Annotated in this window: 38 protein-coding genes and 1 pseudogene; 26 read left to right on the top strand and 13 right to left on the bottom strand. The window is 68.5% G+C overall.

Features of this window, described 5'->3' with window-relative positions:
* Window positions 1–517: 517 nt before the first annotated feature.
* The 4 genes and pseudogenes from holA to JK361_RS09930 all read right to left on the bottom strand — a co-directional run.
* Window positions 518–1507, bottom strand: a complete 990-nt coding sequence (gene holA, locus JK361_RS09915) for a DNA polymerase III subunit delta (RefSeq protein ID WP_201815347.1) — start codon at window positions 1505–1507, stop codon at window positions 518–520.
* Window positions 1508–1740: 233 nt separating this feature from the next.
* Window positions 1741–1986, bottom strand: coding sequence for a hypothetical protein (locus tag JK361_RS09920; RefSeq protein ID WP_201815348.1), 246 nt, complete (start codon window positions 1984–1986; stop codon window positions 1741–1743).
* 44 nt (window positions 1987–2030) lie between these two features.
* Window positions 2031–2867: an arylamine N-acetyltransferase family protein gene (locus JK361_RS09925; protein ID WP_201815349.1), complete on the bottom strand. Its 837-nt coding sequence runs from the start codon at window positions 2865–2867 to the stop codon at window positions 2031–2033.
* A gap of 282 nt (window positions 2868–3149) precedes the next feature.
* A pseudogene (locus JK361_RS09930) lies at window positions 3150–3386 on the bottom strand (ComEC/Rec2 family competence protein); the annotation flags it as partial.
* Between the two features lie 35 nt (window positions 3387–3421).
* Here JK361_RS09930 and JK361_RS09935 point away from each other — a divergent pair.
* The gene (locus JK361_RS09935; RefSeq protein WP_201815350.1) at window positions 3422–4924 is read left to right on the top strand and encodes a recombinase family protein; all 1503 of its coding nucleotides are present in this window, start codon (window positions 3422–3424) and stop codon (window positions 4922–4924) included.
* On the opposite strand, the gene JK361_RS09940 is transcribed toward JK361_RS09935, so the two are convergent.
* The 7 genes from JK361_RS09940 to JK361_RS09970 all read right to left on the bottom strand — a co-directional run bounded on the left by JK361_RS09940 (window position 4921) and on the right by JK361_RS09970 (window position 8536).
* A complete protein-coding gene (locus JK361_RS09940; protein ID WP_201815351.1) occupies window positions 4921–5895 on the bottom strand; it encodes a DUF4238 domain-containing protein in 975 nt (324 codons plus the stop codon). The genes JK361_RS09935 and JK361_RS09940 overlap by 4 nt on opposite strands.
* Window positions 5896–5935: 40 nt before the next feature.
* Entirely contained in the window at window positions 5936–6223 is a 288-nt protein-coding gene (locus JK361_RS09945) for a hypothetical protein (RefSeq protein WP_201815352.1), read from the bottom strand.
* Complete coding sequence (locus JK361_RS09950) at window positions 6220–6393, bottom strand: hypothetical protein (protein WP_201815353.1); 174 nt, start codon at window positions 6391–6393, stop codon at window positions 6220–6222. Before JK361_RS09950 ends, JK361_RS09945 begins: the two co-directional genes overlap by 4 nt.
* Window positions 6390–6560 (bottom strand): hypothetical protein, encoded by a 171-nt coding sequence (locus tag JK361_RS09955; protein ID WP_201815354.1) that lies wholly within the window; start codon window positions 6558–6560, stop codon window positions 6390–6392. The genes JK361_RS09950 and JK361_RS09955 overlap by 4 nt, the downstream gene beginning before the upstream one ends.
* Window positions 6560–6802 carry a hypothetical protein gene (locus JK361_RS09960; RefSeq protein WP_201815355.1) on the bottom strand — a complete coding sequence of 81 codons (243 nt, stop codon included), beginning with the start codon at window positions 6800–6802 and terminating at the stop codon, window positions 6560–6562. The genes JK361_RS09955 and JK361_RS09960 overlap by 1 nt, the downstream gene beginning before the upstream one ends.
* A gap of 301 nt (window positions 6803–7103) precedes the next feature.
* A complete protein-coding gene (locus tag JK361_RS09965) occupies window positions 7104–7349 on the bottom strand; it encodes a hypothetical protein (RefSeq protein WP_201815356.1) in 246 nt (81 codons plus the stop codon).
* The gene (locus JK361_RS09970) at window positions 7346–8536 is read right to left on the bottom strand and encodes a hypothetical protein (RefSeq protein WP_201815357.1); all 1191 of its coding nucleotides are present in this window, start codon (window positions 8534–8536) and stop codon (window positions 7346–7348) included. The genes JK361_RS09965 and JK361_RS09970 overlap by 4 nt, the downstream gene beginning before the upstream one ends.
* Window positions 8537–8981: 445 nt before the next feature.
* On the opposite strand from JK361_RS09970, the gene JK361_RS09975 reads away from it, so the two are divergent.
* From JK361_RS09975 to JK361_RS10040, 14 genes are all read left to right on the top strand, one after another.
* On the top strand, window positions 8982–9788 hold the full coding sequence (locus tag JK361_RS09975; RefSeq protein WP_201815358.1) for a phage antirepressor N-terminal domain-containing protein: 807 nt from the start codon (window positions 8982–8984) through the stop codon (window positions 9786–9788).
* Window positions 9788–10048: a helix-turn-helix domain-containing protein gene (locus JK361_RS09980; protein WP_201815359.1), complete on the top strand. Its 261-nt coding sequence runs from the start codon at window positions 9788–9790 to the stop codon at window positions 10046–10048. Before JK361_RS09975 ends, JK361_RS09980 begins: the two co-directional genes overlap by 1 nt.
* Complete coding sequence (locus tag JK361_RS09985) at window positions 10045–10293, top strand: hypothetical protein (RefSeq protein WP_201815360.1); 249 nt, start codon at window positions 10045–10047, stop codon at window positions 10291–10293. Before JK361_RS09980 ends, JK361_RS09985 begins: the two co-directional genes overlap by 4 nt.
* Window positions 10293–10664 carry a hypothetical protein gene (locus JK361_RS09990; protein ID WP_201815361.1) on the top strand — a complete coding sequence of 124 codons (372 nt, stop codon included), beginning with the start codon at window positions 10293–10295 and terminating at the stop codon, window positions 10662–10664. Before JK361_RS09985 ends, JK361_RS09990 begins: the two co-directional genes overlap by 1 nt.
* A gap of 103 nt (window positions 10665–10767) precedes the next feature.
* A complete protein-coding gene (locus JK361_RS09995) occupies window positions 10768–12177 on the top strand; it encodes a DNA cytosine methyltransferase (RefSeq protein ID WP_236052718.1) in 1410 nt (469 codons plus the stop codon).
* Complete coding sequence (locus tag JK361_RS10000; protein WP_201815362.1) at window positions 12171–12377, top strand: hypothetical protein; 207 nt, start codon at window positions 12171–12173, stop codon at window positions 12375–12377. Before JK361_RS09995 ends, JK361_RS10000 begins: the two co-directional genes overlap by 7 nt.
* On the top strand, window positions 12374–13030 hold the full coding sequence (locus tag JK361_RS10005) for a hypothetical protein (RefSeq protein WP_201815363.1): 657 nt from the start codon (window positions 12374–12376) through the stop codon (window positions 13028–13030). The genes JK361_RS10000 and JK361_RS10005 overlap by 4 nt, the downstream gene beginning before the upstream one ends.
* A gap of 146 nt (window positions 13031–13176) precedes the next feature.
* A complete protein-coding gene (locus JK361_RS10010) occupies window positions 13177–13968 on the top strand; it encodes a DUF2637 domain-containing protein (RefSeq protein ID WP_236052719.1) in 792 nt (263 codons plus the stop codon).
* A gap of 68 nt (window positions 13969–14036) precedes the next feature.
* The gene (locus tag JK361_RS10015; RefSeq protein WP_201815364.1) at window positions 14037–14387 is read left to right on the top strand and encodes a hypothetical protein; all 351 of its coding nucleotides are present in this window, start codon (window positions 14037–14039) and stop codon (window positions 14385–14387) included.
* Window positions 14384–14920, top strand: coding sequence for a hypothetical protein (locus JK361_RS10020; protein WP_201815365.1), 537 nt, complete (start codon window positions 14384–14386; stop codon window positions 14918–14920). Before JK361_RS10015 ends, JK361_RS10020 begins: the two co-directional genes overlap by 4 nt.
* A complete protein-coding gene (locus JK361_RS10025) occupies window positions 14920–15591 on the top strand; it encodes a hypothetical protein (RefSeq protein WP_201815366.1) in 672 nt (223 codons plus the stop codon). The genes JK361_RS10020 and JK361_RS10025 overlap by 1 nt, the downstream gene beginning before the upstream one ends.
* A gap of 124 nt (window positions 15592–15715) precedes the next feature.
* Window positions 15716–16273: a hypothetical protein gene (locus JK361_RS10030; RefSeq protein WP_201815367.1), complete on the top strand. Its 558-nt coding sequence runs from the start codon at window positions 15716–15718 to the stop codon at window positions 16271–16273.
* A 61-nt stretch (window positions 16274–16334) separates the two neighbouring features.
* On the top strand, window positions 16335–16814 hold the full coding sequence (locus tag JK361_RS10035; RefSeq protein ID WP_201815368.1) for a hypothetical protein: 480 nt from the start codon (window positions 16335–16337) through the stop codon (window positions 16812–16814).
* A 148-nt stretch (window positions 16815–16962) separates the two neighbouring features.
* Window positions 16963–17172, top strand: a complete 210-nt coding sequence (locus tag JK361_RS10040; protein ID WP_201815369.1) for a helix-turn-helix domain-containing protein — start codon at window positions 16963–16965, stop codon at window positions 17170–17172.
* A gap of 6 nt (window positions 17173–17178) precedes the next feature.
* Here the strand turns inward: JK361_RS10040 and JK361_RS10045 are convergent, their stop codons facing one another.
* On the bottom strand, window positions 17179–17712 hold the full coding sequence (locus JK361_RS10045; RefSeq protein WP_201815370.1) for a hypothetical protein: 534 nt from the start codon (window positions 17710–17712) through the stop codon (window positions 17179–17181).
* Window positions 17713–17840: 128 nt separating this feature from the next.
* Here JK361_RS10045 and JK361_RS10050 point away from each other — a divergent pair, with 128 nt between their 5' ends.
* The 3 genes from JK361_RS10050 to JK361_RS10060 are packed head-to-tail and all read left to right on the top strand — an operon-like array spanning window position 17841 to window position 21175.
* On the top strand, window positions 17841–18353 hold the full coding sequence (locus JK361_RS10050) for a hypothetical protein (RefSeq protein WP_201815371.1): 513 nt from the start codon (window positions 17841–17843) through the stop codon (window positions 18351–18353).
* A 12-nt stretch (window positions 18354–18365) separates the two neighbouring features.
* Window positions 18366–19640, top strand: coding sequence for a PBSX family phage terminase large subunit (locus JK361_RS10055; protein ID WP_201815372.1), 1275 nt, complete (start codon window positions 18366–18368; stop codon window positions 19638–19640).
* On the top strand, window positions 19640–21175 hold the full coding sequence (locus tag JK361_RS10060; RefSeq protein ID WP_201815373.1) for a phage portal protein: 1536 nt from the start codon (window positions 19640–19642) through the stop codon (window positions 21173–21175). Before JK361_RS10055 ends, JK361_RS10060 begins: the two co-directional genes overlap by 1 nt.
* A gap of 302 nt (window positions 21176–21477) precedes the next feature.
* Here the strand turns inward: JK361_RS10060 and JK361_RS10065 are convergent, their stop codons facing one another.
* Entirely contained in the window at window positions 21478–21702 is a 225-nt protein-coding gene (locus tag JK361_RS10065; protein WP_201815374.1) for a hypothetical protein, read from the bottom strand.
* 96 nt (window positions 21703–21798) lie between these two features.
* On the opposite strand from JK361_RS10065, the gene JK361_RS10070 reads away from it, so the two are divergent.
* The 8 genes from JK361_RS10070 (at window position 21799) to JK361_RS10105 (ending at window position 25560) form a co-directional block, all read left to right on the top strand.
* Window positions 21799–22509 (top strand): hypothetical protein, encoded by a 711-nt coding sequence (locus JK361_RS10070; protein ID WP_201815375.1) that lies wholly within the window; start codon window positions 21799–21801, stop codon window positions 22507–22509.
* A gap of 14 nt (window positions 22510–22523) precedes the next feature.
* Window positions 22524–23726, top strand: coding sequence for an SU10 major capsid protein (locus tag JK361_RS10075; RefSeq protein WP_201815376.1), 1203 nt, complete (start codon window positions 22524–22526; stop codon window positions 23724–23726).
* Between the two features lie 3 nt (window positions 23727–23729).
* Window positions 23730–23942, top strand: a complete 213-nt coding sequence (locus JK361_RS10080) for a hypothetical protein (protein WP_201815377.1) — start codon at window positions 23730–23732, stop codon at window positions 23940–23942.
* Window positions 23942–24277, top strand: coding sequence for a hypothetical protein (locus JK361_RS10085; RefSeq protein WP_201815378.1), 336 nt, complete (start codon window positions 23942–23944; stop codon window positions 24275–24277). Before JK361_RS10080 ends, JK361_RS10085 begins: the two co-directional genes overlap by 1 nt.
* 16 nt (window positions 24278–24293) lie before the next feature.
* Window positions 24294–24683, top strand: coding sequence for a head-tail connector protein (locus JK361_RS10090; RefSeq protein ID WP_201815379.1), 390 nt, complete (start codon window positions 24294–24296; stop codon window positions 24681–24683).
* An 81-nt stretch (window positions 24684–24764) separates the two neighbouring features.
* A complete protein-coding gene (locus JK361_RS10095; protein ID WP_307787233.1) occupies window positions 24765–25028 on the top strand; it encodes a hypothetical protein in 264 nt (87 codons plus the stop codon).
* Window positions 25028–25321 (top strand): HK97 gp10 family phage protein, encoded by a 294-nt coding sequence (locus JK361_RS10100; RefSeq protein WP_201815381.1) that lies wholly within the window; start codon window positions 25028–25030, stop codon window positions 25319–25321. The genes JK361_RS10095 and JK361_RS10100 overlap by 1 nt, the downstream gene beginning before the upstream one ends.
* 2 nt (window positions 25322–25323) lie before the next feature.
* Window positions 25324–25560, top strand: coding sequence for a hypothetical protein (locus JK361_RS10105; RefSeq protein ID WP_201815382.1), 237 nt, complete (start codon window positions 25324–25326; stop codon window positions 25558–25560).
* Window positions 25561–25562: the final 2 nt, after the last annotated feature.

The following is a 25562-nucleotide window of genomic DNA, read 5'->3' on the forward strand; positions in this document are numbered from 1 at the left end:
ATTCGCACGCGGCCTGCGTTCGCCACGCGGGTGCGAGTCCATCAGCTTGATTCGAAGACCCCGGCACTCCTCCCTTCCCCAGGGCGGATGCCGGGGTCTTCGGCGTGCGGGGACCGAGCGCCCTCGGGCGGATATTCAGGGCGCGCGCCGTCCCCGGCGGGTCCCGGGACAGGGCCCCAGCACCCGACCTCCAGGACAGCCGCCCTTGGGCGCAGCTGAGCCACGGGGCCGAGCCGTGGGAACCGGCCGACTCCCAGGAGCCACCGACCCATGCGGCCGGTGCCGCCGGACCGAGTGATCTCCAGGACCGGCCCAGCCATGGAGCCAAGGCACCGGACCAACTGAACTCCAGGACCGGCCCAGCCATGGAACCAAGGCGCCGGACCAACTGAACTCCAGGACCGGCCCAGCCATGGAACCAAGGCGCCGGACCAACTGAACTCCAGGACCGGCCCAGCCATGGAACCAAGGCGCCGGACCGACTGAACTCCGGGACCGGCCGAACCGTGGGAAGTGTCTAGCCGCGCCCGCGTGACCGGGCGGCCCGGGCGATCACCACGACGGCCTTCTCCAGCGCGTACTCGGGGTCGTCACCGCCGCCCTTCACCCCCGCGTCCGCCTCGGCGACCGCTCTTAGCGCCACCGCGACCCCGTCCGGCGTCCAGCCCCGCATCTGCTGCCGCACCCGGTCGATCTTCCACGGCGGCATCCCCAGCTCCCGCGCCAGATCGGCCGGCCGCCCGCCGCGCGCGGAGGACAGCTTCCCGATCGCCCGCACGCCCTGGGCCAGCGCACTGGTGATCATCACCGGCGCCACGCCCGTCGCCAGCGACCATCTCAGCGCCTCCAGCGCCTCCGCCGTGCGCCCCTCCACGGCCCGGTCGGCGACCGTGAAGCTCGATGCCTCGGCGCGCCCGGTGTAGTACCGCCCGACGACCGCCTCGTCGATCGTCCCCTCCACGTCGGCGACCAGCTGCGAGGCCGCCGAGGCCAGCTCCCGCAGATCGCTCCCGATGGCGTCGCACAGCGCCTGGCACGCCTCGGGTGTGGCCGAGCGTCCGAAGGAGCGGAACTCGCCCCGCACGAAGGCCAGCCGGTCCGCCGGCTTGGTCATCTTCGGACAGGCCACCTCCCGCGCCCCCGCCTTGCGCGCGGCGTCCAGCAGCCCCTTGCCCTTGGCGCCGCCGGCATGGAGCAGCACCAGGGTGATCTCCTCGGCGGGCGAGCCGAGGTACGCCTTCACGTCCTTGACCGTGTCGGCGGACAGGTCCTGCGCGTTGCGTACGACCACGACCTTGCGCTCGGCGAAGAGCGACGGGCTGGTCAGCTCGGCGAGCGTGCCGGGCTGAAGCTGGTCCGGGGTCAGGTCACGTACGTCCGTGTCGGCGTCGGCGGCCTTGGCGGCGGCCACCACCTCCTGCACGGCACGGTCGAGCAGGAGGTCCTCCTGGCCCACGGCGAGGGTCACCGGGGCGAGAGGGTCGTCATTCGCAGTCTTCCTGGCCATCGCTCAAAGCATCCCACGCCGCACTGACAACGAACCGGCCCCGCCACCCCGACCGGCCCCGGACGACACCCCTACCGCACCCCGACCGGCCCCGGACGACACCCCTACCGCACCCCGACCGGCCCCGGACGACACCCCGACCGCACCCCGACCGGCCCCGGACCGCAACCCGAGCCGGCCCCAGTGCGCACCCTGAGCCGGCCCCGGTGCGCATGGTGGAGCCGGGCTCGGGGTCACGGCTCCTCGCGCCAGCCGTCCCACTCCCCCGCGAACGCGTCCAGCTCGGCGGGGCTCAGCCGCTCGCGCTCGTCCCGCAGCACCAACAGCCACTGGGCGTCCTCGGCGTCGTCCTCGCCGGCCAGCGCGTCCCGGACGAGCTGGGGCTCCTCGTCGATGCCGAACCGCTCCCCGAGCGCCTCGGCCGCCTCCTCGGCGGCGTCGCGGTCGGGCAGCACCAGCACGTGTCTCACATCGCTCACGTGCCCATTCTCCGGCACCGCGCGCGAGCCCCGGGCCCGGGTGATCAGTCGCCCGGATCAGGGTCCCGCACAGCCGGGACCCGGTCCAACTCGATCCCGAAGCGCTCCCGGTAGACCGTCAGCACCTCCTCGTCCTTCTCCAGCTCCCGCGTCTCGCGCGTGCCGTCCGGGGCGGTCGTCTTCAGCTTCCGCCCGCTGAGCGTGATCCGCCCGCCGTCCTCGGTGACGCGCGAGCACACCAGCGACCGGGTGAAGTGCGACAGCGGCGAGGTGCTGTGCCACCACGCGCCGGCCGTGAAGTCCCCGAGCGCCCGCGGCCGGGTCTCCAGCCGGTACTGCGGCGTGCCGTCGCGCACGACGTCCAGGTCCCCGGCGTCCGGCCCGCCACCGCCGCGCACCCCGGCCGGGTCCGGCCCGGCCGCCACCACCTGGAAGGTGCCCCCGGGGTCGTCCTGCTCCCCGCGTTCCGCACAGGACAACGGGTAGTGGCTGTGCGCCCCGAACCCGACATCGGCGAGCCAGGTGTCCCCGTCCGCCGTCCGCACCCGCAGCGCGAGATGGTCGTAGGGGATTCCGAGCCGCCCCTCGTCGTCGTAGACACGTCCCGCGAGCAGTTCCACCTCGTAACCGAGAGCGGCGAGCAACGTCCCGAAGGCGCCGTTCAGTTCGTAGCAGAAGCCGCCTCGCCGGCCCTCGGTCACCTTGTCCAGCAGTCGCGTCTCCTCCAGCGTGATCTCCTCTCCGAGGTGGATCGACAGGTTCTCGAAGGGGACGGTGAGCAGATGGCGCAGGTGCAGCTCGCGCAGCGCCTCGCTGGTGGGCCGCTGCGGGCGCGTGCTGCCGAGTCGGCGGAGATAGGCGTCGACCTGTGCTGATGTCATGGGCCCAGTCTCGCCTGATGCTCGCGGCACGCGTAGGGCCATGTCATCAACCCGGTCCGGCCCGCCGCAGATCCCTCTCGCTCCCTCCCTCCTCTGACCGCTCCGGTCCTCACACGCTCCCCCGACCGGCCCGCTCCGGTCCTCACCCGCTCCCGCGACCGGCCCGCTCCGGTCCCCGCCCCACCGCAGGCCGCCCCCTCTCCTCCCCTCTCCGGCCCTCCGGCGCCCGTCCGCTCCGCTCCGGCGCGCTCCAATGCCCGCGGGCTGCCCTCCATCTCTCGCTCAGTTCTCGCTCGTCACCTGTATCTCCCCGTTCCTCCCTCCGGTCCCGGTGACCGCGAGCGCGCCGTCCCGGTCGGTGCGCAGGACGGCGGCTCCGCCGGTGCGCAGCGCGGCCACGGTCGCCGGTGCCGGGTGGCCGTAGGGGTTGCCGGCGCCCGCGGACACGAGGGCCACCCGGGGCGCGGCGAGTTGTATCAGTTGCGGGTCCTGGTAGGCGGAGCCGTGGTGCCATACCTTCCTTAGTACGTATCTACTCGCCTAACCTTGACGGCATGAAGGCCACCGCCAGAGATCGAGTTCGCCGCGTCGGGATCTACGTCCGTATCTCAGATGACCGCGAGGGCGGGGGACTTGGCGTCAAGCGCCAGGAGGACGACTGCCGCCTCCTCGCCGCTTCCCTCGGCTGGAAGGTCGTGGAGGTGTACGTCGACAACGACGTGACGGCCGCCGACCGCCGGAAGAAGCGCAAGGACTACCTGCGGATGCTGGAGGACGTTCAGTCCGGCCACATCGACGCTGTGGTCTCCTGGCACCCGGACCGCCTGTACCGCCAGCCCGCCGAGCTGGAGGACCTGATCATCATCGTGGAGGAGCACAAGACCGAGATCGCCACCGTCAAGGCGGGCGACTTGGACTTGAGCACCCCCACGGGCCGGCTCGTGGCCCGGATGCTCGGTGCCATCGCCAAGTACGAGGTGGAGCACAAGCAGGAGCGCATCCTCCGCAAGGTTCAGGAGCTGGTGGCCGCCGGGAAGATTCATAACTCCGGCCACCGGCCCTTCGGCTACACCCGGCTGTTCGATGGCGAGGGGCCGCGCCGGAAGATCCTGGGCGAGATCCTCAACGAGGAGGAGGCCGCCCACGTCAGGAAGTGGGCGGCTCGTGTCCTGGAGGGCGAGAAGCTCGGGACCCTCGTGGCCGAGGCCAACGAGGCGGGCGTCCAGACCTCCACGGGCGGGGCCTGGTCTTACCAGGCCATGCGGTTCCTGTTGATGTCCGGCCGGATCAGCGGGCGCAAGGAGCACAAGGGCGAGATCAAGGGCCAGGCCGTCTGGCCGAAGATCATCGAGCCCGAGCAGAGCGACATGCTCCGGGCCCTGCTGGCCGAGCGCTCCGAGGAGTTCAAGGCGGAGTTCGGGGAGCGCGACACCCCGGCCTTGAAGTACCCCCTGAGCGGCCTCGTGAAGTGCACGTGCAAGGTCCCGCACGTCGTGGGCGAACCCTGCTCCTGCAAGGAGGAGGGGAAGAAGCACCACCGGATGAGCACGGGGCAGCGCGGGGACAAGGACATGCCCATCTATACGTGCAAGAAGGACGGGGGCGGGTGCGGCGGCCGGACCATCCAGATCCCCGACCTGGAGCCGCTGATGGAGAAGCTCCTCTTCAAGCGCCTGGAGGAGGTCGAGGCCGCGGCCGAGGCGGACGACAACGACCCCCGCCCCGAGCTGGAGGCCAAGCTCGCCCGCTGGGAGCGTCGGAAGAAGGAGCTGGAGGACGAACTCCTGGACGGCGACCGTCCGGCCCGGGAGATCCGGGACGCGATCGACACGCTGAAGGGCCGGATGGCCGGCGCCCGCCAAGAGATCGCACAGTACGGCGTCAAGGCCAACCTCACCGAGGTCAGCGCCGCCGAGCTGAGGAAGGCGTGGGCGGACTACTCGGCGGCCCGGAAGCAGACGGTGTACCGGGGCCTAATCCGGGAGATCCTGATCCACCCCGCGACCCGGCCCTTCAACGTGTGGAACCCGGACCGGGTCGAGGTCCTTTGGCGTTAGGCGGTCTCCGTGAACCCCTCGGGACGTATGAAGTCCTCGGCGGTCTGACTGAACTCGGCTTCGACCGACCTGACCGGAGGCAGTTCGATCCCGGCCAGCGGGTTGTCATCAGGGTGATGGAACAGCTCGATGCGCGAGTTCCACGCGAAGCGACGGTTCAGCTCATTCGCCACCGCCGTGCTGGCTGGGAACATTCCGTCCGGACCGCCGGACGCCGTCATGATGATGGCCGCCTGGCGGTCGATGGGGACCATGATCGCGGCGGCGTTGGCGAGGCCAACGCCGCTCCACTCCGGTTCGTCTTCGTCACGGACCAGGGTGACGGGGTGATCGGGCAGCAACAGGGTCTTGCGCTCGAACCGGCAGACCTTCCACGAGCGGGCCATCACCGCCTTGTAGGCGGTGGCCATCGCTTGCCCCATGGTGAGCAAGTGGTCATTGACCGGCAGCTCAACGTAGTAGCTGGAGAAGTCGGTCAGCTCGGCCCAGGCGGCATCTACCTCCTCGTCCGAGACCGGACCATCGCCTTGAGCCTCCATGCGGCGGCGGACTTCGGCTTTGCCACCAATGGCGATCTCCATCTTCAAGAGCTGGTCGGCGATCTCGTTGTTCGCCTGCCGCACCGCCGGGATCCGTGCGTACTGGGCTGCGACCCACTCCCCCAAGACCGCCCGGTCGGCTATGGGCAGGGGCCACACACGCTCGGCGATGATCTTCGTGATCACCCGGGCGGCCTGGTCTTCGAGATCGGCCAGCAGGTTCTCGATCGTGTCGTCGCGCCGCCCAGTCGCGTCCTGCATCGAGTAGAAGTGGCTGCGGACCGTCGCGTCACCGATGCCGATGGGCTTGGGACCACTGCCGTCGAGCGGGACGCGCATGATCCGTTTGCCGTCCGCGAAGCGCCGCAGAAGCAGGCGGGGGACCGTGTGATGATGACGCTTCAGCTTCTGCTTGCCCGGGTCCGTGCTCATGGGAAGACGATACGGACAGGCCCTGACATCGTCATGGGCTTTAGGGCGAGACGGACACCTGCTGTGCTGCACGGGTCAGGTCGGTCTTCACCCGGCGGAGCATCTGGGTCTGGGCCACGGTGAGCGGCGGGGCCTTAGCCAACTGCCGCTCCACCCAGGCGGCTTCCTGCGCCTCCCTCTCGGCCCAGCGGAACTGCTCCTTCACGAGGTTGCCGATCAGCCGCCGCATGGCGGGAGAACGCAGCGGACGGCCGTTCACGACGGGCCCGTACGAGACCTTCCGGAACCCCTCCGGCGCCTCCGGATCGAGGATCACGAGGCCCTTCACGGCAGGAACTCCGGCTGGCACGGCTCGTACCCGTTGTCGCCGACTACAGGGCACAGCGGCTCTCCGTCCTCGTGGGACCACCGGGGAGCGTCTCCCCAGGCCGGGGTCCACGAGGAGGGCTCGGCCTCCACGGCCGGCTCACCGCACTGGGAGCACACAGCGCGGCTCATCCGTGGGCCTCCACCTTCAGCCACCGGTCGGGGTTCTCCTCGACCTCGCGGGCCTTGAGGGTCTCGACCTGGGTCTGAGTCATGTCGGTCTGGATGTAAACGACTCCCCGACTGGGCTTGAACTCGTACGCGTTGCTGAACGCCGTGACCGTGTAGAGCTGGTCCATCACAGGCTCCCGTTCTGCCAGGCGGCCCGGCTGTCGAAGCTCAGCCCTTCCTGGGCCTCGGCCTGCTCACGGGAGGTGTCGAAGACCTCCTTGGCCCGTCCCTCGTCGTAGCTCACGAGCTGCATGCCGGAATGCGGAGCGGCATACGCCCAGCAGACGGCCCAGTGGCCGTCATTCCACGAAAGAAGGGACACCCGGTCCCCTCCGGTGGCCTCGTAGAAGGCCCACTGCTTCCATTCCATAGCTCCCCCTCACCAATCCCCGTCGAAGACCTCGGGCTCGTCCCAGGCGAGATCGGCCATGGCCTGCTCCGCCATCGAACCCGGCGGGATGTACGGACACACCGGCGGACAGTCGCACTTGCCGTCTTCACACGTCGGGCAGTCAGCCACGATCGATCCCCCTTTTTAAAATCCTTGAGCCCCAGGAACGCGCGAAGCCCCCGCCGGGGTGAAGTCCGGCGAGGGCTCGCGAGTCGAGATGGTACAGGAATCCTTAGCGCCTCCGCTAATGCTCCAGGAATGGTTGGAGAGGTCTTCCTTTTTAAAAACCGGAGGCCCGCGCTTCTGCGGTGAAGGCCTCGATCTGAATGCACCGGCAGTACTCCCAGCGGAGCGGATCCTCGGGGCTCAAAGCGAGCATCCGAACCGCCTCGGGGTCACCCTGCTCCCGGAGGCCCTGGGCCCGCCTGGAGGCCTTCTGGAAGCCCTGAGCGGTCAGCTCGAAGCCGTCCTGGGTCTCCGTCAGGCCGTGGCGCCGCAGGGCCTTCTGGCGCCCTTCGTGGTTCATACGGGCAGTCCCATCACCCGGCGACGCATGGCCGCCAGGACCTCGGGGTCGACCTGAGCCGGCTGGGTCTTCTGAACCTGCGCGGGCGCAACGCCCATGCAGCTCTCCGGAGTGCTCGGCACGGGCCCGGCCTCGGACTCCTTGGCCCGCAGGTGCTCGTACAGGGCCAATTCTTCCCCGGCCTCCACGAGGGCCTTCCAGACCTCGTCAGCGTCCACCGGGAGGGGGTTGGCCTCCAGGTAGTCGTCCCGCTTCGGGTTGGCCGTGGAGAGGCGGTAGGCCAGGAACCCGGCCGGGGTCCCACGGCGGGCCGAGGTCGCCTGGACCACGGCGTCCCTGGCCGCACGGGCCTTGCGGATCAGATCCCGGTCGAAGCAGTTGTCCCACCAGTCGCCGGACTTCCGGAAGCGCGAGGCCCAGTAGACCCCGTACTCGAACGACCGGCCCTTGCGGACCTTCCGGACCAGGACCGGGTCCGCCTTGGCCATGCGGGCCAACAGGGCCTGCACGCCCCTCTTGCTGAGGCCCGTCAGCTCCTCGATGTCCGAGACCGACAGGACGACGTCCTCTAGGCCGCACAGGACCGCCAGGGACCACGCCCGGCGTCCCAGCGGGATTACGGCGGTCTTCACCGCATTGCCGTCCTCGACCTCGGCCCAGACGTCCAAGCCGGGGTCGAGCATCGTCAGGATCTGTCCGGGCTCCGTGAGAGTGGTCAGCTCGGTCAGGGTCGCGAGGGTCTTCATGCCGTTGACCAGGACCTCCTGGGCCCTCTGGCTAATACGCGCACTGACTACCGCATTACCCTCCAAGATCTTCTCCTCTCCCTCCTCCACGGCCAGGGCACCCCCCAGAGGGCCAGGGGTCTGGAGGTTCTTAGGTGAAGTACTGCGGTAGTCGATGCGCGTATTCGAGTGGAACCGGAGCTGCATCTCCTCGCGCTCCTCCACGGTGGCAGAGGCGTGTCCCCGGGTCCTGGTCCAGAGGAACTTGAACGAGCTGAGACCGCCCTCGGGACCAGCGGTCTCCCGGACCGTCTTGTCGGAGAGGCCAGACCAGCGGGCGATGCCCCTGGAGCCGTCCAGGTACGGGCGGGTGACGAGCTGCCAGGAGATGACGGCCTCGGTGAGGGCCTGCGACTCACAGGCCATGCGCTGGGCGATCTCAACGAGGTGGGCGGAGTTCACGACATCAAGGTCAACGTGACCCGAGGTGGCCTGGCCGGTAGAATCAGCGCCAGTGTTCATGGTTGTTCCCGTCGTTTGAAGCGGTGCGGGGACGGCCGGTCTCGGAGGTGTAGGAGCCTCCCGGACCAACCCGGCTTTTTAAATAAGCCCTGACGTTGCCCCGGTTCCCGCCGGGGCTTCGTCGTGTCTGGGGTCAGGATACGCACGTGGATTGGACATCTGCCAACGCCTGAAAATCCCCCGAAAACCCGTAGATGGCGCCTCTCCAAGAAAAGTCCGAGAGGGGTCAATAAAGGTCAACGAATCGCCGAACGGATCCCCTTCGCAGGGGCTTTCCGCCCCCGCAAGGTGGTAATGTAAAGGCATCGCCACAGGGCGATACCGACTCCGCTGGAGGACCCCCGCATGGGGATGTCCTCCATGCGTTGAGTCGAAGGGATAGCGGATGTCCGCCATCGCTCCCCTCAGGCCCCCGGCCACCGTGCAGCTCTCCACGGGATCGCTCCTGTCGATCCCGGGCGAGGACGGACAGAGCCAGATCGTCTTCAAGCCCGCCGTCGAGTCCATCGGTCTCGACTACTCCGGCCAGTTGAAGCGACTCCGGCGCCAGCCCTGGGCAACCGTGGTCATTACGTCCATGGTTGCGGAGGACGGCAAGACCCGCGAGATGGTCACCGTCCCCGAGGACACCTTCATCATGTGGGCGGCCACGCTCCAGGCCAGCCGAGTCGCCCCCGAGCTGCGGCCGATGCTCGTGGCCTTCCAGACCGAGTCGAAGAAGGCCCTCCACGCCTACTGGACCAAGGGCGTGGCTGTCCGTACTCAGCCCGAGGTCCGCCCGCTCGCCCCGGCCACGCGCCTGACGCCCACGACCTTCCGGCAGATCTACTTCAGCGACGTCCCCGAGAAGCGCTTCTTCCAGCACCTGTACGACCACGGGTACCTGCTGGACCAGCGCAACACCCGCAAGGACGCGAACGGCCAGTACACGAAGGACGGGTACCGCCACGGGCACCCGAAGGCGGGTAAGGGAGACCGGTACTTCCAGCTCCCCGAGGACATGTACCCCGTCAACGGCCGCCCGCGTGGCCGAGCCGTCGTCCGGCCGGACCGCATCCAGGCGCTGGTCGAGCAGCTCATCTTCGAGGGCCTGCGCCACAACCCCTCGATCACCCGAGGGCCGAGCCGGCTGGCCCTGACGTCGTCCGAGGTTGTCGACGGCCGCCGCTTCGAGATCCGGCGGGGTGCCTGATGGAGAACCACACCCTGCGTCCGGTCGACCCCGCGCTCGACCAGGTCCTTCGGGACACCAAGTTGGTCCAGTCCGCGCGGCTCGTCTGGGCTCACTTGCACAACCGCCCCTCCGGTCAGCGCAAGGCGACCATCGTCCGTGCCCTCGGGGTGGACAAAGCCGTGGTCTACCGCGCGATCAAGGCCCTCACGGAGCGCGGCCTGGTCTGCGACGAGGACGGCGTCTGGACCGCCATCGCCCCGAAGGAGGTGGTCCGATGAGCGCCGCCGACCCGCTGGAGAAGGTCCTCGTCGCCTACGGCCCGACGACCGTGCAGGACATCGAGGTCCACGAGAACGGCCGTATCGAGGCCGTCACGACCCGCGAGGTACGGGTCTTCGAGAAGCAGGCCGACGGCTCCCTGAAGGAGCTGTTCGGCGAGGCCAAGGACAACGCGCTCGACGCCTTCTGGGCGGACGTCGCGGCCTTCAACGAACTGAACGACATCAACGGGGGGAACGACTGATGGACCGCGAGACCATCGCCCTGAACGAGTTCATCGGGAATCGGATTCAGGAGATCGCCGAGGACGCGTGGGAGAACCACCGCGTCATGAGGATCACTGGGGAGAACGGCCGCGTCATCCAGCTCGGCTCCGGCGCCGTCTGGGAGCGCTGGACCTGCGAGGCGGACCACGGCTTCGGCCCTTGCCACGAGCCGCTCCTGACCCTGGACCAGGCCGCCACGCTGGTCGGTCAGCCCGTGGACTTCTGCCTCATCTCCCCGGCCATGACCCCGATCGAGATCCAGGTCCTGGACGAGTCGTACGGCTTCCAGCTCACCGAGCTGTACCACCTCTCCGACGTCGTGACCGAGTTCAAGAAGGCGCAGGGCTGACGATGCCGACGAACCACACCCTCGGGCACCTCCTCCACGTCATCGCCGCCGGGATCACGATCGGTCTGATCGTCGCGGTCGTCCGCGACCTGCGGAGGGCCCGTTGACCATCCGAGTCATCGACTTCATGGCCGGGGGCGGTGGAAGCTCGCAGGGCATCCACTACGTCCCCGGCACGGAGCTGGTCATGGCGCTGAACCATTGGCGCCTGGCCATCGACTCCCACGCCCTGAACTTCCCCGGGGCCCAGCACGAGTGCTGTGACATCTCCCAGGCGGACTTCCGCTGGTTCCCGTACGCGGAGATCCTCTGGGCCTCCCCCGAGTGCACCCACCACAGCGTGGCCTCGGGCCGGAAGCGCATCCAGCTCGACCAGGTCCCCGACGAGAACGGCGAGGTCCTCCCGGTCGACGCTGCCGAGCGGAGTCGGGCCACGGCCTGGGACGTGCTTCGGTACCTGGAGCGGATGATCCTCCGGGGCAAGCCGGTGCTCGGGGGCGTCGTGGAGAACGTCATCGACTTCCAGCGCTGGAACCTCTTCGAGCCCTGGCGGAAGGGGTTCGAACTCCTCGGCTACGACATCGAGATCATCCACCTCAACAGCGCCCACGCGCACGCCCGGAAGGCCCTGTGGAGCCCGCAGAGCCGGGACCGCTTCTACCTCGGATACGTACACCGCTCCGTGGGCCGCAAGCCCGACTGGCAGAAGTGGCTGAGGCCTCACGCCACGTGCCCCGACCACGGCGCCGTACGGGCCCGCCAGGACTTCAAGCGCAAGGACCGGGAGCCCTGGGGACGGTACCGCACCCAGTACGTCTACCGGTGCCCCCGAGCCGGTTGCGGCCAGGTGATCGAGCCCTTGGCCCTCCCGGCCTCCAAGGCCATCGACTGGACCATCCCGGCCCAGAGGATCGGGGACCGGAAGCGGCCCCTGGCGAAGAAGACCATGGACCGGATCCGCGACGGCCTGGAGCGGTACGCCCGGCATCTGGTGGTCCCGGTGGAGGGCCGACAGGGCAAGCAGGCCAAGCCGCTGGACGAGCCCACCAGGACGATGACGACCCGCCGGGAGACCGGTGTGGCCTTTACGCCGTTCATCGCCGAGCTGCGAGGCGGGGCCTCCAAGCACCGCTCGACCACGGATCCGCTCTGCACCGTCACGGCCTCCGGCAACCACCACGGTTTAGTCACCGAGGGCCTGGCCGTCCCGTACTACGGCACCGGTCGAGCCCGGCCCCTGAGCCAGCCTCTGGGAGCGCTGACGACGGTGGACCGGTACGGCCTGCTGAAGGCCCAGATCGAGGTCGAGGACTGCCTCTTCCGGATGCTGGAGCCCGAGGAGATCGGCACCGCGATGAGCTTCCGTGAGGGCTACAAGCTCCTCGGCACGAAGCGGGAGCGGGTCCGGATGCTCGGGAACGCCGTGACGCCGAACGCCTCGGAGATCCTCGTCTCCGCCGTCGTGGAGGCCATCACCGGTGAGGACATCGAACCGGCGGCAGCACCGTGCTGACGGTCCTCGCCGACGCCCTGAGCGAGCACCCCGAAGAGCCCATGGCCCTCAGGGTGCTCCTCGGGCTTCTCCACCGCGTAGCACCTGAGCCGGCTGTCTGCCGCCAGCTCCTCTCCACGGCCCCGGAGATCCCCGAGGGGGCCACCCAGGGCGAGTACGCCGCCCTGCTCCGCCTGACCGTCCTGGAGGTCCACCCGTGAACATCTACGAGTGCTCCGTCTGCGGCGCTCCGCAGGAGGCCAAGACGTGTGACCGGTGCCGGAGCAGAATCCGCGGCGCCCTCGCCCAGCTCCCCGAGCAGTACGTGTACCTCTGCATGAGCCGTCAGCGGGTCCAGGGAGGAGACGAGGACGGGCGGTCGTCCAAGAAGCTCCACGCCCCTCTGCCAGGCCGTGGTGACGTCCTGAACATGTTGGGCCCGGCGAGCCGTCAGGCCGTCACGGGGGCCGAGGACCAGGTCGGCTCCGTGCCCTTCCTGGAGGTCCTCTGGAGCTGGTGTGAGGCCGTGACCGAGGAGCGGGGCCTGACACCCGTCAGGCGGGACGTGACGTCCATGACGGGACGGCTGACGAAGCACCTGGACTGGATCTGCGAGCAGTCCTGGGTGGCCGACTTCGCCGAGGAGATCCGCGACCTCGTCAGGACCTCCCAGCGGATCACGATGACGGAACCTCGCCGGGAGTTGCTGGGGGGCGTCACGTGCCCGTCATGCGAGGGGCTGACGCTCGTCCGGTACTTCCCCGGGGACTGGGCTGCCGAGTGCAGGCTCTGCCCGTCGGTCCGCCTGGACGAGCGGGACTACCAGGCTCTGGTCAAGGAGCAGGCGCGCAACCTTGAGGGCGTCAACCCCTGACGTCCGTCAGCGGAGACCGCTAATCTGTGCACAGATAACCGAAGAGTGCCAGTGGGCCCCCGGCATCCGACGCCAATCAGAACCCCGGGGGCCCCGAGCAAGGAGATACGACCTCCATGCCCAAGCCCGAACCTACCCTGATGCCCTTGAGGCCGTCAGGGTCATCTGCTGTTGCGACTCGTACGGACGCCCAACTCGGCCTGGCCATCGGCGCCGCCGTGCTGACCACCGCCCTGACCGCCGTGAGCTTCTGGCTCTCGTTCGAGGCCCTCCACGACCTCGCGTCCGCCCACCGCCTCCAGGGGGAGCGCGCCTGGGCCTGGCCCGCCACGGTGGACACCTTCATCGCGGTCGGCGAGCTGCTGATCCTCCGGGCGTCCCTGATGCGCCGGGTGGACCCCTGGGCCATCGCCCTGACGGCAGCCGGCTCGCTGGGCTCGATCGCCCTGAACGTCGCCGGGGTGGGCGTCAGTGACGACCCTCTGGACTACGTGACGGCCGCCGTCCCGCCTGTCGCCGCCCTGCTCGCCTTTGGCGTCCTCATGCGCCAGGTCCACGAGTTCCTCGTCTCCCGTCAGGAGACCGTGACGGTCCCCGTCATGCCCGTCAGCGCCCCCGTCATCAGCACGGAAGCGGCGATCGAGGCCCCGAACATCACGGAGCCCGAGGAGACCCCGGAGGAGCCGAAGGAGGCCCCCGAGGTGGCGGAGGAGCCGGAGAAGTCCCAGGAGCCGCTGACGCAGCGGGAGCAGATCGACCTGGTGGTCCGGGGTCTATACGACGCCCTCGGCAACCGGCGTCCGGCGACCCGGCACATCCGTCAGGCCCTCGCTGACGCCAACCTCCCGAACTCTGACGGCACCTGCCGCGAGGCCCGCAAGCGGGTCGAGCAGGCCGAGCCCCACCTGAAGGATCTCCCGGACGCCATCGCGGCCTGAACCACACCCATCGGCGCGCTGTGTTCGCCTCGGCTTGAGCACGCGCGCCCACCTGCCCGGAGGGCGCCATGACAGAACCTCCCGAGACCCACGTCCACGTCCGCTTCACCCACGACGAGCCGGAGAAGAGCCGCTGGGACTGGAGCTGGCTCCAGCTCGGCAAGAACCTCGGCGCCATCGGGTGCGCCTGGATCCCGGCCAACATCTGGGCCGTCACCCTGAACGACGTCCAGTGCGAGCAGAGCGCCGCAGGGGCCTGGGTGATGGGCGGAGCCCTGCTGACCGTCACCGTGATCCGCTTCATCCAGTACCGGGGCTTCCTGAATCGGTTCTTCGTATGGACCGCCGTGCTCGGCATGGTCCTCGCCCTGCCCGTCTTCACGGCCGTCGTGGACGTCATGACGGGCGGTGGCCGATGAACACCGTCACGAGCGCAACGGTCTCCCTGGGCGCCGTCACGATCGGCCTGAGCATCCTGTCCTGGCACCTGACGCGCTGGTGGAAGGGCGGCTCCAAGGCGGGCCCGCCCGGGGGCGGAGGGGGCGGACGGGACCCGAAGCTCCTGATCCCCTTCCTGTCCTCGGTGGCCTTGGGCATGCTCTGCGTCACGGCCGCCGGGGGTCTGCTGGGTACGGCCGCCACGATGCTGCTCGGACTCGGTAACACGCTGGGCAACTGGAGCTTGACGGCCGTCACGGGCACCGCGACGCCGGGCGTCACGAGGAGCGGCCACATCGCCCTGACCCCGGGCGGGAGCGCAGCCCTGGTGATCTACATCGTGGGCCTCGCGGCCATCTGGAAGTCCGGCGGGAAGGTCTTCCACGGCAAGGTGACGAGCGGCGTCACGTGCGGCGTCATGCTCGGCCTGAGCGCGGGCTTCTCCGGCGTGGCCGCCGCAGCCGTGGTCAGCATCTTCAACGCCTTCGGTGACAAGGTCACGGGGGTCATGTGATGAGGGCCTTCGTGGACCGCGTGTACCGGGGGAGCAGCCTCCTGGCCCTGGGGATGGCCCGGGGGACCGTGGCGTGGTTCAAGGAGGGCCAGGGGACCGTCGACTTCCTGATCCGTCTCGTGTTCCTCCTGGGCGGTCTGGCGATCCTCTGGGGCTTCATCCGGACCGCGCCGGTGCTGATGTTCCCCCTGACCGTCTGGTGGGTCATCGCCGCCTTCCGAAAGGGCAAGCCCGAGGAGGCTCAGGAGGAGTCCGCGGAGCCGGCTCCCCAGGAATCCCCGGAGCCGGCCGCCGAGGAGGACGACTCCCCCAAGGTCCTGGAGGCCTTGCGGGAGTCGGCGGACCCTCACGTCCACCTCGCCGTCATCGCTCAGAGGTTGGGGACCGACACCGCCCACGTGCGGGAGGTCCTCACCCGGGCCGGGGTGCCCATCAGCGATGTGCGGATGAAGGGCCGGGGCGTCAGCACGGGCGTGAAGGGGTCCGACATCCCCTCTCCCGGCCTCTCCCCCGATCCCTCTGAACCTGTTGTTGGCCCTGGTCAGGACGACAACAACAACACCGAGCTGACCCTGACCCGCCTCCCGAGCGGGGGCCAGGTCCTCTCGGTTCCCGACCCCACCAACCCGGCCCGGACCCACGTGAAGGTCATCGGGCCCATCGAGAGCTGAGGAGGTGTCCATGGAGTACTGCGGCAAGTGCGGCTGGTGGACCAAGCCCGGCTGCGGCCACTGAAGATCGAGGACTTGACGGGATCAGCCCCGTGGGGGTTGGTCCCGTCGGCATGATGCGGCCATGGATGGTGAAGTCGTCTCGGGACTCATAGGCCTCGGTGGAGCCCTGATCGGTGGAGGTGTGTCTGTCTGGGCGACGAAGGTCACTCAGCGGCAGCAGGCGAAGGAGCGCCTCCAGCAGGCGGAGGACGAGCGCAGCAAGCTGATCGAGCAGCGAGGCCGAGAAGCTGGCGAGAAGACCCTCACAGAGCTGTACGCCCTGCGGCGGCACATCCTCCGATGGGGACCTGACCTCGATCCCGAGAGCCGCAGATCCTGGCTCCAAACTGGTCAGGAATTGGCCGACCAGGCAGAGATGACCGCCTGGCTCATCCCCCAATCTGAAGAGATCAGGACGCGCATGGGAGAGAACCTGACGGTCGTCATCCATCAGATGCATTGGGACCACGACCATCCCGAGAGGACGGCCTACCACGGCAAAGTCGCCGTCACCCACGCGATCGACGTGATGGCGGCGTTCATACGTCGTGATCCCCTCCCCGATCCCACGGCCGAAGTGGAACAGCTCCGAATCGACCGCGCCGAGTACGAACTGGAGAACCCACAAGCCGATGACTGACCCCAGCCCGGTCATGAGGCCCGTCAGTCAGCCACTCGTACGCCTTGGAAAGAATGACGCCATGCAGACAGAGACGTTGGTGGGGCTCATAGGTCTCGCGGGTACTGCGGTAGGTGCGACGCTCTCCACGGGCGTTGTCGTCTGGCAGCAGAGGAAAGCGGCTCACGATGCGGAGCGGGTACACCTCCTGACGCTGGCCGAGGCGGCAGCCAACGAGGTCATACGGCTGAGCTACGAAATGGAGGACCTCTTCGAGCAACGGGACCCCGCAGAAGAGGGCTGGCGTGCTGAGCTTCGCCAAAAATGCCGTGGGATCGATGAACAGTCCCTCCGGATCGCGGACAAGGACGTACGTACGTTCATGGGCCGGATCCACGCCGAGCTGTTCGTCGTCTCCACCATGACCGGTCGCTTCTCCGACCCCGGGCACTACAGCGCCTTGTGCGTCGACATCCGCCAGGCGATGGGCTTCGTGCTGCGTCGCGAACCGCTTCCCGAGTGGTTCCTACTGGCCCGTGCTGCGCGCCGCCGAGAGGTATGACGGGACCCGTCATGACGCCCGTCAGCGGAGTGCTTGCAATTTGAATCACCGTGACCGCATAATCGCGATCAGCAGGACACGTACGTCCTCATGCAGGCCCCGACGCCACTGGCGGACCGGGGCCTTTCGCATGCTCGGGAGGGCTTCAGTGGAGGACGAACTTTGGCTGACGGCCCGCGAGGCCGCCGATCTGACGGGCGTCAGCATCGTGACGGTCTACTCGTGGGTCCGCCGAGGCCACCTGAAAGTCGAGGGCCTCGATCACCGAGGCCAGAAGCTCTTCCGGCATCTGTCTGTCGCCCAGGCCGAAAAGGTCACCAGGTCGAAGGCCAAGCGCGTACTGGCTCCGGTCGCCTGACGTTTTCTAGCGGCGGCTCTTGCCCGTCAGGCCTCTCCACCAACGCCGGAAATCGCTCAGTGTGCACGGGTCGGTGACTCCCGCCTTGAATTCGCGAAGCCGTGCGTACAGGTGTCCCGCGAGTGGATCGGCAAGAATCTCGTTCCAGACCCTCGTGAAGGGCCAGTGGCTCATTCTGTCGGTGATCCCATGCTCCCAGAGGTCCCATGTGGCGTCGGTGACCCACCCCTCGGCCCGCATGTTGAGCTGCGTCTCACAGAGCCGGAAGTAGGAGCGCACGGCTTTCTGATCCCTCTCTGTCAATTCAGCGGGCGGCGGATCCTGGGTGGCCCCCCTCAAGGCTGCGAGGCTCAACCGTTCCATCAGGGCCTGGTACCGCTCCTCGAAGCGGTCCTCATAACCGCGGATCCGCAACTTGCGGGCCTGCTTCAGACCAACTAGCCCGAGCAGTACGCCACCTGCGACGACGGCCTGACTGATCGCGGCCACGCCGAACCACCAGGTGTCCCACACGTACGCAGCAGTGATGACCTGGGGCATGAGTCCATCGCATGCCAACCCGGAGCTTCGCGCTACTGCGCTTGGTCCGCTTGAGTGAGCGCACCTGACGGCCGTCAGAGCCTGACCGGTCACCCGTCACCACACGCGTGTGAGGGGGTGAGCCGGCCGTGGCCCGAACCTTCTCCGCAGAGGACGAGGAGCGGCTCCGTCAGCTCCACGCTGACGGCGTCAGCAGGAACGAGATCGCCCGTCAGATGGGATGGGCCGTCGGCACCATCACGAACCACGCGAACCGGCTCGGGCTCTCCTTCGACAGGGAGGCCGTCAGGGCCGCCACTGACGCCCGTCAGGTCGATCTGAAGGACAGGCGCCAGCGGATCCAGGAACAGCTCCTGGAGCTGGCCGAGCGGTCCATCGAGCGGACCCAGAGCCGGTACCTCCTGACGGGCTTCTCGCACACCGGTGAGATGACCGCCGAGTGGCTCCAGCAGCCCCCGGCCCGGGAAACCAAGGACCTGACGGCCGCCGCGATGAGCGCGCTGGCCCGGTTCGATGCGAAGGCCAAGGACGACACCGGGGACGAGGGGGTCTCGGAGGCCCGCTCGATGCTCGGAGATCTCGGCAAGGCCCTGACGGCCGCCGCAGAGCAGATGGGCGAGGGCGACGGGGACAGTGCCTGACGGGAGGTCCTGATGGATCTCAGCAGCCTCCCCCTCAGCCCTAAGCAGATCCGCTCCATCGCCGAGTCCGCACGGCACCGCATCTCCCTGTGGAGCGGTGCCGTGCGCTCGGGCAAGACCATCGCCTCGCTGGTCGCCTTCCTGATCGCCATCGCCGCCGCACCGTCTTCCGGGCTGGTGCTGATCGTCGGGCGGTCTCTCCAGACCATCGAGCGCAACATCCTCGATCCGCTTCAGGACCCGGCGCTGTTCGGCCCCCTGGCGAGGCACGTGCAGCACACCAGAGGCGCCACGACGGCCGTCATCCTCGGCAGGGTCGTCCACCTCATCGGCGCATCGGACGCACGAGCAGAAGGGCGTCTGCGAGGTCTCACCGCGTGCCTGGCCCTGGCGGACGAGCTGACGCTCTTGCCGGAGGCGTTCCTCAACCAGCTCCTGGGGCGTCTCAGCGTGCCTGGCAGCCGACTGCTGGGGACCACGAACCCCGACAGTCCTACGCACTGGCTGAAGCAGAACTATCTCGACCGGGCCCACGAGCTGGACCTTGGCCACTGGCACTTCACCCTGGACGACAACCCCTCGCTGGATCCGGCGTACGTGACGGCTCTGAAGGCCGAGTACGGCCCGGGGACGCTCTGGTACGACCGGTTCATCCTCGGCCTTTGGAAGGCCGCCGAGGGGGCCGTGTACGGCATGTTCGACGAGTCCCGCCACGTGGTGGACATCCTCCCGACGATCCAGACCTGGTTCGCCCTGGGGATCGATTACGGCACGCAGAACCCTCTGCATGCGGTCCTCGTAGGCCTCGGAGTGGACGGCCGGCTCTACGTCGGCAGCGAGTGGCGTTACGACGGCAGGCGCTCGATGCTCCCGCTCACAGACCTGGAGTACTCCGAGCGCCTGAGGGGCTGGCTCGCCTCGCTGAGGCCGCCTGGATCCCACATGGCCGGAGTGCACCCGCAGTACGTGGTGGTGGACCCCAGTGCCGCGAGCTTCATCCAACAGCTCCACCGTGACCGGCTCACCCCGGTAGTGGCCGAGAACGCGGTCCTGGACGGCATCCGCACCGTCAGCTCCCTGCTGGCCTCCGGGAAGCTCCTGATCCATCGCTCGTGCACTGAGCTGATCAGAGAGATCCAGGGCTACGTCTGGGACCCGAAGGCCGCTCTCCTCGGCGAAGACAAACCGCTGAAGTCGACTAACGCGGACCACGGGCTCGATGCCCTGCGGTACGCGCTCCAGACCACCGAGTCCCTCTGGCGCAGACAGATCGAGGAGGTGGCCTGATGCCACTGCCGCAGAACGACATCGCCTGGCCGCCGACCGACCCATGCGTACAGGCCGCCCTGGCCGACTGGGACGCCTGGTACAGCGCCGACCCCGACCGTCTCGGGGAGCGGTATCTCGGCCGTACGAGCCGGGAGGCCCCGGACTTCCGTCCCTCGCAGTTCCGCGGCGGCATGGTGGGCCGGGTCGCCCGGTGGTTCTGGGGCATCCCCAGCGGGCCCGGCCAGAAGCGGACCAAGCTCCACGTCCCGATCGCCGGAGACATCGCCCGTACGAGCAGCAGTCTGCTGTTCTCCGAGCCCCCGGTCCTCCTGAGTACCGAGAAGGGCACTCAGGCCCGCCTGGACGACCTGGTGGAGTCCGGTCTGCATCCGACCCTGCTGGAGGCCGGAGAGGTCTGCGCGGCCCTCGGAGGCGCGTACCTGCGGGTGGTGTGGGATCAGGAGATCAGCAACCGTCCCTGGATCGACAGCGTGGCCGCAGACGCCGCAGTGCCGGAGTTCCGGTACGGACGCCTGATCGCGGTGACCTTCTGGACCGTGGTGGAGCAGGACAACCGCGAGGTCTGGAGGCACCTGGAGCGGCACGAGAAGGGCCGGATCCTCCACGGGCTCTACCGGGGCACCGTAGGAACTCTGGGCACACGCCTGCCGCTTGCGGACCACCCGGACACCGAGCCGTTCGCCAACCTGGTCACCGAGGACTGGATCGAGACCGGTGCGCCGGCTCACCTCACGGCCGCGTACGTGCCCAACGTCCGTCCCGCCAAGGCTTGGCGGCACATCCCCTCCGCCGCCCACTGGGGGCAGTCGGACTTCCAGGGGGTCGAGCCCATCTTCGACGCCCTGGACGAGACCTGGACCTCCTGGATGCGCGACATCCGGATCGGCAAGGGCCGGATCGTCGTCCCGAACTCCATGCTCCGGGACCACGGCCCCGGCCAAGGGGCGTCATGGAACGAAGACCAGGAGGTTTACGCCGGGCTGGAGATGCTGGAGCGTCCGGGAGAGAACCAGCTCACGGTGACCCAGTTCGCCATCCGCGTCCAGGAGCACAAGGAGACCTGCTCGGCTCTTATTGAGCAGGCCGCGCGCCAGGCCGGATACTCGGCCGCCACGTTCGGCATAACGGGCGACGGCAGCGCGGTGACCGCGACGGAGATCCGGGCCCGTGAGCGGCGGTCGATGAGCACCCGGGCCCGCAAGACCCTCTACTGGCGCCCTGCACTGGCCGACATCGTCGCGGCTCTGCTCGCAGTCGAGGCGGGCCCCCTCTTCGGTGTGTCCGCACTGGACCTGGAACCGCCTCATGTGGAGTTCGAGGACTCCATCAGCGAGTCTCCCAAGGAGGTCGCGGAGACGGTCGAGCTGCTGCGCCGGGCTCAAGCCGCTTCCGCAGAGACGCTCGTCCGAATGCAGCATCCGGACTGGGACGACCCCCAGGTGTCCAGGGAAGTCGATGCGATCCTCAACGAGTCCAAGCGCACCTTGATCGACTCAACGACCGAAGCAGAAGCCCCCGTCCGCGCTACGTAGCGGTGGGAGGGCTACCGGCAGCTATCCGTTTGCGTGCAGATCTCCGGTAGTCAAACATCCGCCGCACGTACGTCCTAGCGAACTCTTCTGCCCCTGCCACTTCCGAAGCGGGATACCGCTCTGCGTAGGCACTGACGTACGTCTCCGCCGCTGTGACGGACTCTGCGCGTAGGTACTCCAAGAGTTCTTGCACGGTACCTGCCGGATGCAGTTCCGCCCACACTTCGACCGTGTGGTGCGCATAGGCGGTGTTCATCACCGGCTCGTCACTCGGCTTCTCGCCTACGGGTTCCACGGACCTCTTAGTCATCGCCGCTGACCTTCTCCCAGGCGGCAGGGCCGAAGACGTCAACGGTGTCCGTGTAGTCCACGGCATACCCATCCGAGTCGTTCTTCGTCGTCGTGCACTGCACAACTAGGGCACCACTGCCGTGAATTTTGTACCTGTATGCACGGATCTCTGTGTCCGTCCGCCCGTCCTCGTAGGTCACGGACTTTCCACTCAGCAGCCTGATCTCGACGCTCATGCGCGCACCGTACTGAAGATCAGCCACGCGTGGGCCCAGATGCTTCCGGCACCCGCCGCACGGCGACCGCCGGGCAACCCGAAACGGGAGAACACCATGCACCAGCACAAGCACCCGCTCGCCACGTACGCCCCGGGAACGGTCCTCGGGTACCGCCGCAACGGCGCCCCGATCTACGCCATCGCGGGAGGCAGCGGCGAGGGCGACATCCAGGTCCCTGGGACGAATCCGGATGTCGACACCATCCAGCCGCCCCAGCCGGCGCAGGGCCCGGATACCTCGGGCCAGGGCACTCAGCCGACCGCACCGCCCGAGCAGGGCGACGGGACGGACTGGAAGGCCCACGCCCGCGAGTGGGAGAAGCGCGCCAAGGCCAACGCCAAGGCCGCCGACGAACTGGAGAAGATCCGCAAGCAGAACCAGAGCGAGCAGGAGAAGGCCGTCGAGGAGGCCGAGGCGAGGGGTCGCGCGACCGCCGCCAAGGACTACGGCTCGAAGCTCGCCCAAGCCCGGTTCGAGGCCGCAGCCGCGCAGGCCGGGGTCAACCTCTCCGAGGTCGCCGAGTTCATCAGCGTCACCCAGTTCGTGGGTGATGACGGCGAGGCCGACGACAAGGCCATCAAGGCCGCCGTGGCGAAGTTCGCCAAGCTCGCGCCCACCCGTGGAGTCGGGCGTTCCGGCGCCGATCTCTCCGGCGGTTCGGGCGACCAGCCCGCCTCGCTCGACAAGCAGATCGCCGACGCCGAGTCCCGACGCGACTTCGCGACCACCATCCGACTCAAGCGGCAGAAGGCCGCTCAGACCTGATCTAAGGAGGCACCATGGCCGGGATCACCGGAATGGGCACCACCTTCAACCTGCCCAACTACGCGGGCGAGCTGTTCGCCCTCACGCCGGACGACACCCCGCTGCTCTCGGCCATCGGTGGCCTCACCGGCGGCGGCATGACCACTGCCAGCGAGTTCGAGTGGCAGACCTACGACCTCCGCGACCCGGGCCAGATCGTCCAGGTGGAGGGGGCGACTGCCCCGACCGCCCAGGAGCGCGCTCGGGCGAACGTCCGCAACGTCTGCCAGATCCACCAGTCCAAGGTCTCGGTCTCCTACACCAAGCAGGCCGCCGTCGGGCAGCTCGCGACCCCGGGTTCCGCGCCGTACCGCAGCGTGGACGGCTCGAACCCGGTGACCAACGAGCTGGACTGGCAGGTCGTCAATGAGCTGAAGGCCATCGCGCTGGACGTGAACTGGAGCTTCATCAACGGCTCGTACGCCAACCCGACGACCAACGGCAGCGCGCGTCAGACCCGTGGCCTGCTCCAGGCCATCACCACCAACCGGATCGCCAAGGGCACCAGCGTGACCGGCGCGACCTCGGCCACCGACACGATCACCGCCACCTCGCACGGCCTGTCCGTCGGCAACAAGATCGTGTTCACTGCGACCGGCGCCATGTCCGGCGTGGTGGCCGGGCGCGTCTACTACGTCACCAACGTGGCCGACGCGAACAACTTCAAGATCGCCACCAGCTCCGGTGGTGCTGCCCTCACGGTCGGCACCGCGACGGGCATCGCGTTCACCAAGCCCTGGTCGACCGCGCTCACCGGCGATCACGTCTCGGACCTGCTCCAGCTCGCCTACGACAACGGCGGCATCAGCGAGCAGAGCACCGGCACGCTGCTGTGCAACTCCATCCAGAAGCGCGCCATCACCAAGGCGTTCGCCAGCCAGTACGGCCAGTACACCGAGACCACCCGCAACGTGGGCGGCGTCGCCGTCACGACCGTGGTGACGGACTTCGGCACCCTCAACCTGATGATGGACCGGCACATGCCGCAGGACACCATCGCCGCGGTTTCGCTGGAGCAGCTCATGCCCGTCTTCATGAACGTCCCCGGCAAGGGCGTCTTCTTCGAGGAGCCGCTCGCCAAGACCGGTGCCTCGGACGAGGTGCAGCTCTACGGCGAGATCGGTCTGAAGTACGGCGCCGAGCGCGCCCACGCGGTCATGACCGGTCTGGTGGTGTGATCCGTGGCCATCTACGAGCGAGGATCCGGCCCGCACGTAGCCGAGCGCGTCCAGCCCGAGCCGGGTGGTTCTGAGGAGAAGCGCTTGGAAGCGCTGGCCGAGCAGGGCGCTGACGGATGGCATCGCGTCGAGGACGCCGAGCTTGAGCCGGCCTCCAAGGATTCCGCGAGCAAGCGGCCCGCCAAGGCGGCCCAGAAGACCGAGGAGAAGAGCTGATGGCGCGTACCGCCCTCACCCCGCAGAAGTTCGCCACGCTGGGCCTCGCCCCGACCTACGTGGCGCCGGACGTGGCGGGGGTCTCCCTCCGGTCCAGCGGCAAGCAGGTGCTCCACGTCAAGAACGCCTCGGGCTCCTCGATCACCGTCACGCTGAAGATCGGCAAGACCGTCGAGGGCCAGGCCGTCACCGCTCCCACCGCCACGGTGGCCGCCGGTGCCGAGAAGTTCTTCGGCCCGTTCAACGACAACTACGAGCAGCCGGACGGCACGGACACCGTGTTCGTGGACTTCTCGGCCGTCACAAGCGTCACGGTCGCCTGCCTGTCGCTCTGAGTCGGAGGAGGCGTCCATGGCCTACGCCACTGTCGAGGAGTTCACCGCGTTCCTCGATCCGGACCCTGTCCCGGCCAACGCCCAGCGGCTCCTGGATCGGGCCTCCACGAAGCTCGACCAGCTCCTGATGGGAGCGGTGTACAAGACCGATGACGACGGCCTCCCTGCGGACCCTGCCCTTGCGGCGGTGTTCCGGGAGGCTGTCTGCATCCAGGCCCAGTACATCGACTCTTTGGGGGATGAGACGGGGAGCATGGCCAACGTCTCCCAGATGTCCCTGGGCACCCAGCAGATCGTCCGGGCTCTGTCAGTCGTCGGCAGCGGCACACCCCGGGTCTCCCCCGACCTGATGGTCCTGCTCCAGACCAAGGGCCTGTGGCCGGTGAACCCGTACGTCTGGGGGTGAGCCGTGCTGCTCCTCCCCACGCACACGGTCACGGTCCTGAGCCGGCCAGCTCCCACGAGGGACCGGCAGAACAACCGGGTCGTGGAATGGTCGACGGCCGCCAGGACCTCGTACCAGGGCCGTGTGGAGCCGCTCAGCAGCTCGGAGACGGTCCAGCAGGGCGACCAGGTCATCACGACCCTGGACTGCTTCCTGCCCCCGTCAGCGGTCGTCACGGAGTACGACCGGGCCGAGGTCGACGGCGTCACGTACGAGGTCGACGGCAAACCCGACGTCTACACCGGGCACGGCCCCCTGAAGCTCCTCGCGCACCAGCGGCTGACCCTTAGGCGGGTGACCGGCTGATGGCGGGGGTCTTCGTACCCAACGAGGCGGCCATCGCCTCTCTGGTCTACGCGGAGTTCGTCCAGGCCAACCTGCACGACCGGGCTGCTCGGGTGGTGGACGTGGCCAAGTCCAACGCGCCTATGGAGACCGGCCGGTACCGCGACTCCATCCATGCCGAGGACGGCCCCGAGGGCTCGGTCCTGATCGTCTCGGACGTCGAGTACGCGGCGGTGGTCGAACTCGGCACGCGGGATGCAGGTCATTCCGCCCACCACACCATCGCCAACGCACTCGATGCAGCAAGGGACTGACCATGGCCAAGCTCAAGCTCACCTTCGCCTACCAGGGCCACCAGCCCGGCGACGTCGTGGACGTGCCGGACAAGGACGTCAAGGACCTCGTACGGGCCGGGATCGGTCACCTGGAGGGCTCCGAGCCGGTGCTTCGGCTCGGGCGGCTCCCGGAGGTCTCCGAGCCCGTCCAGAACGCCCCTGAGCCGGCCAAGCGCACGCGCAAGGCCGAGGCACAGGACACGCCGCCCGCCGAGTAGGA

This window comes from Streptomyces musisoli (genome assembly GCF_016741855.1).
GTDB lineage: Bacteria > Actinomycetota > Actinomycetes > Streptomycetales > Streptomycetaceae > Streptomyces > Streptomyces musisoli.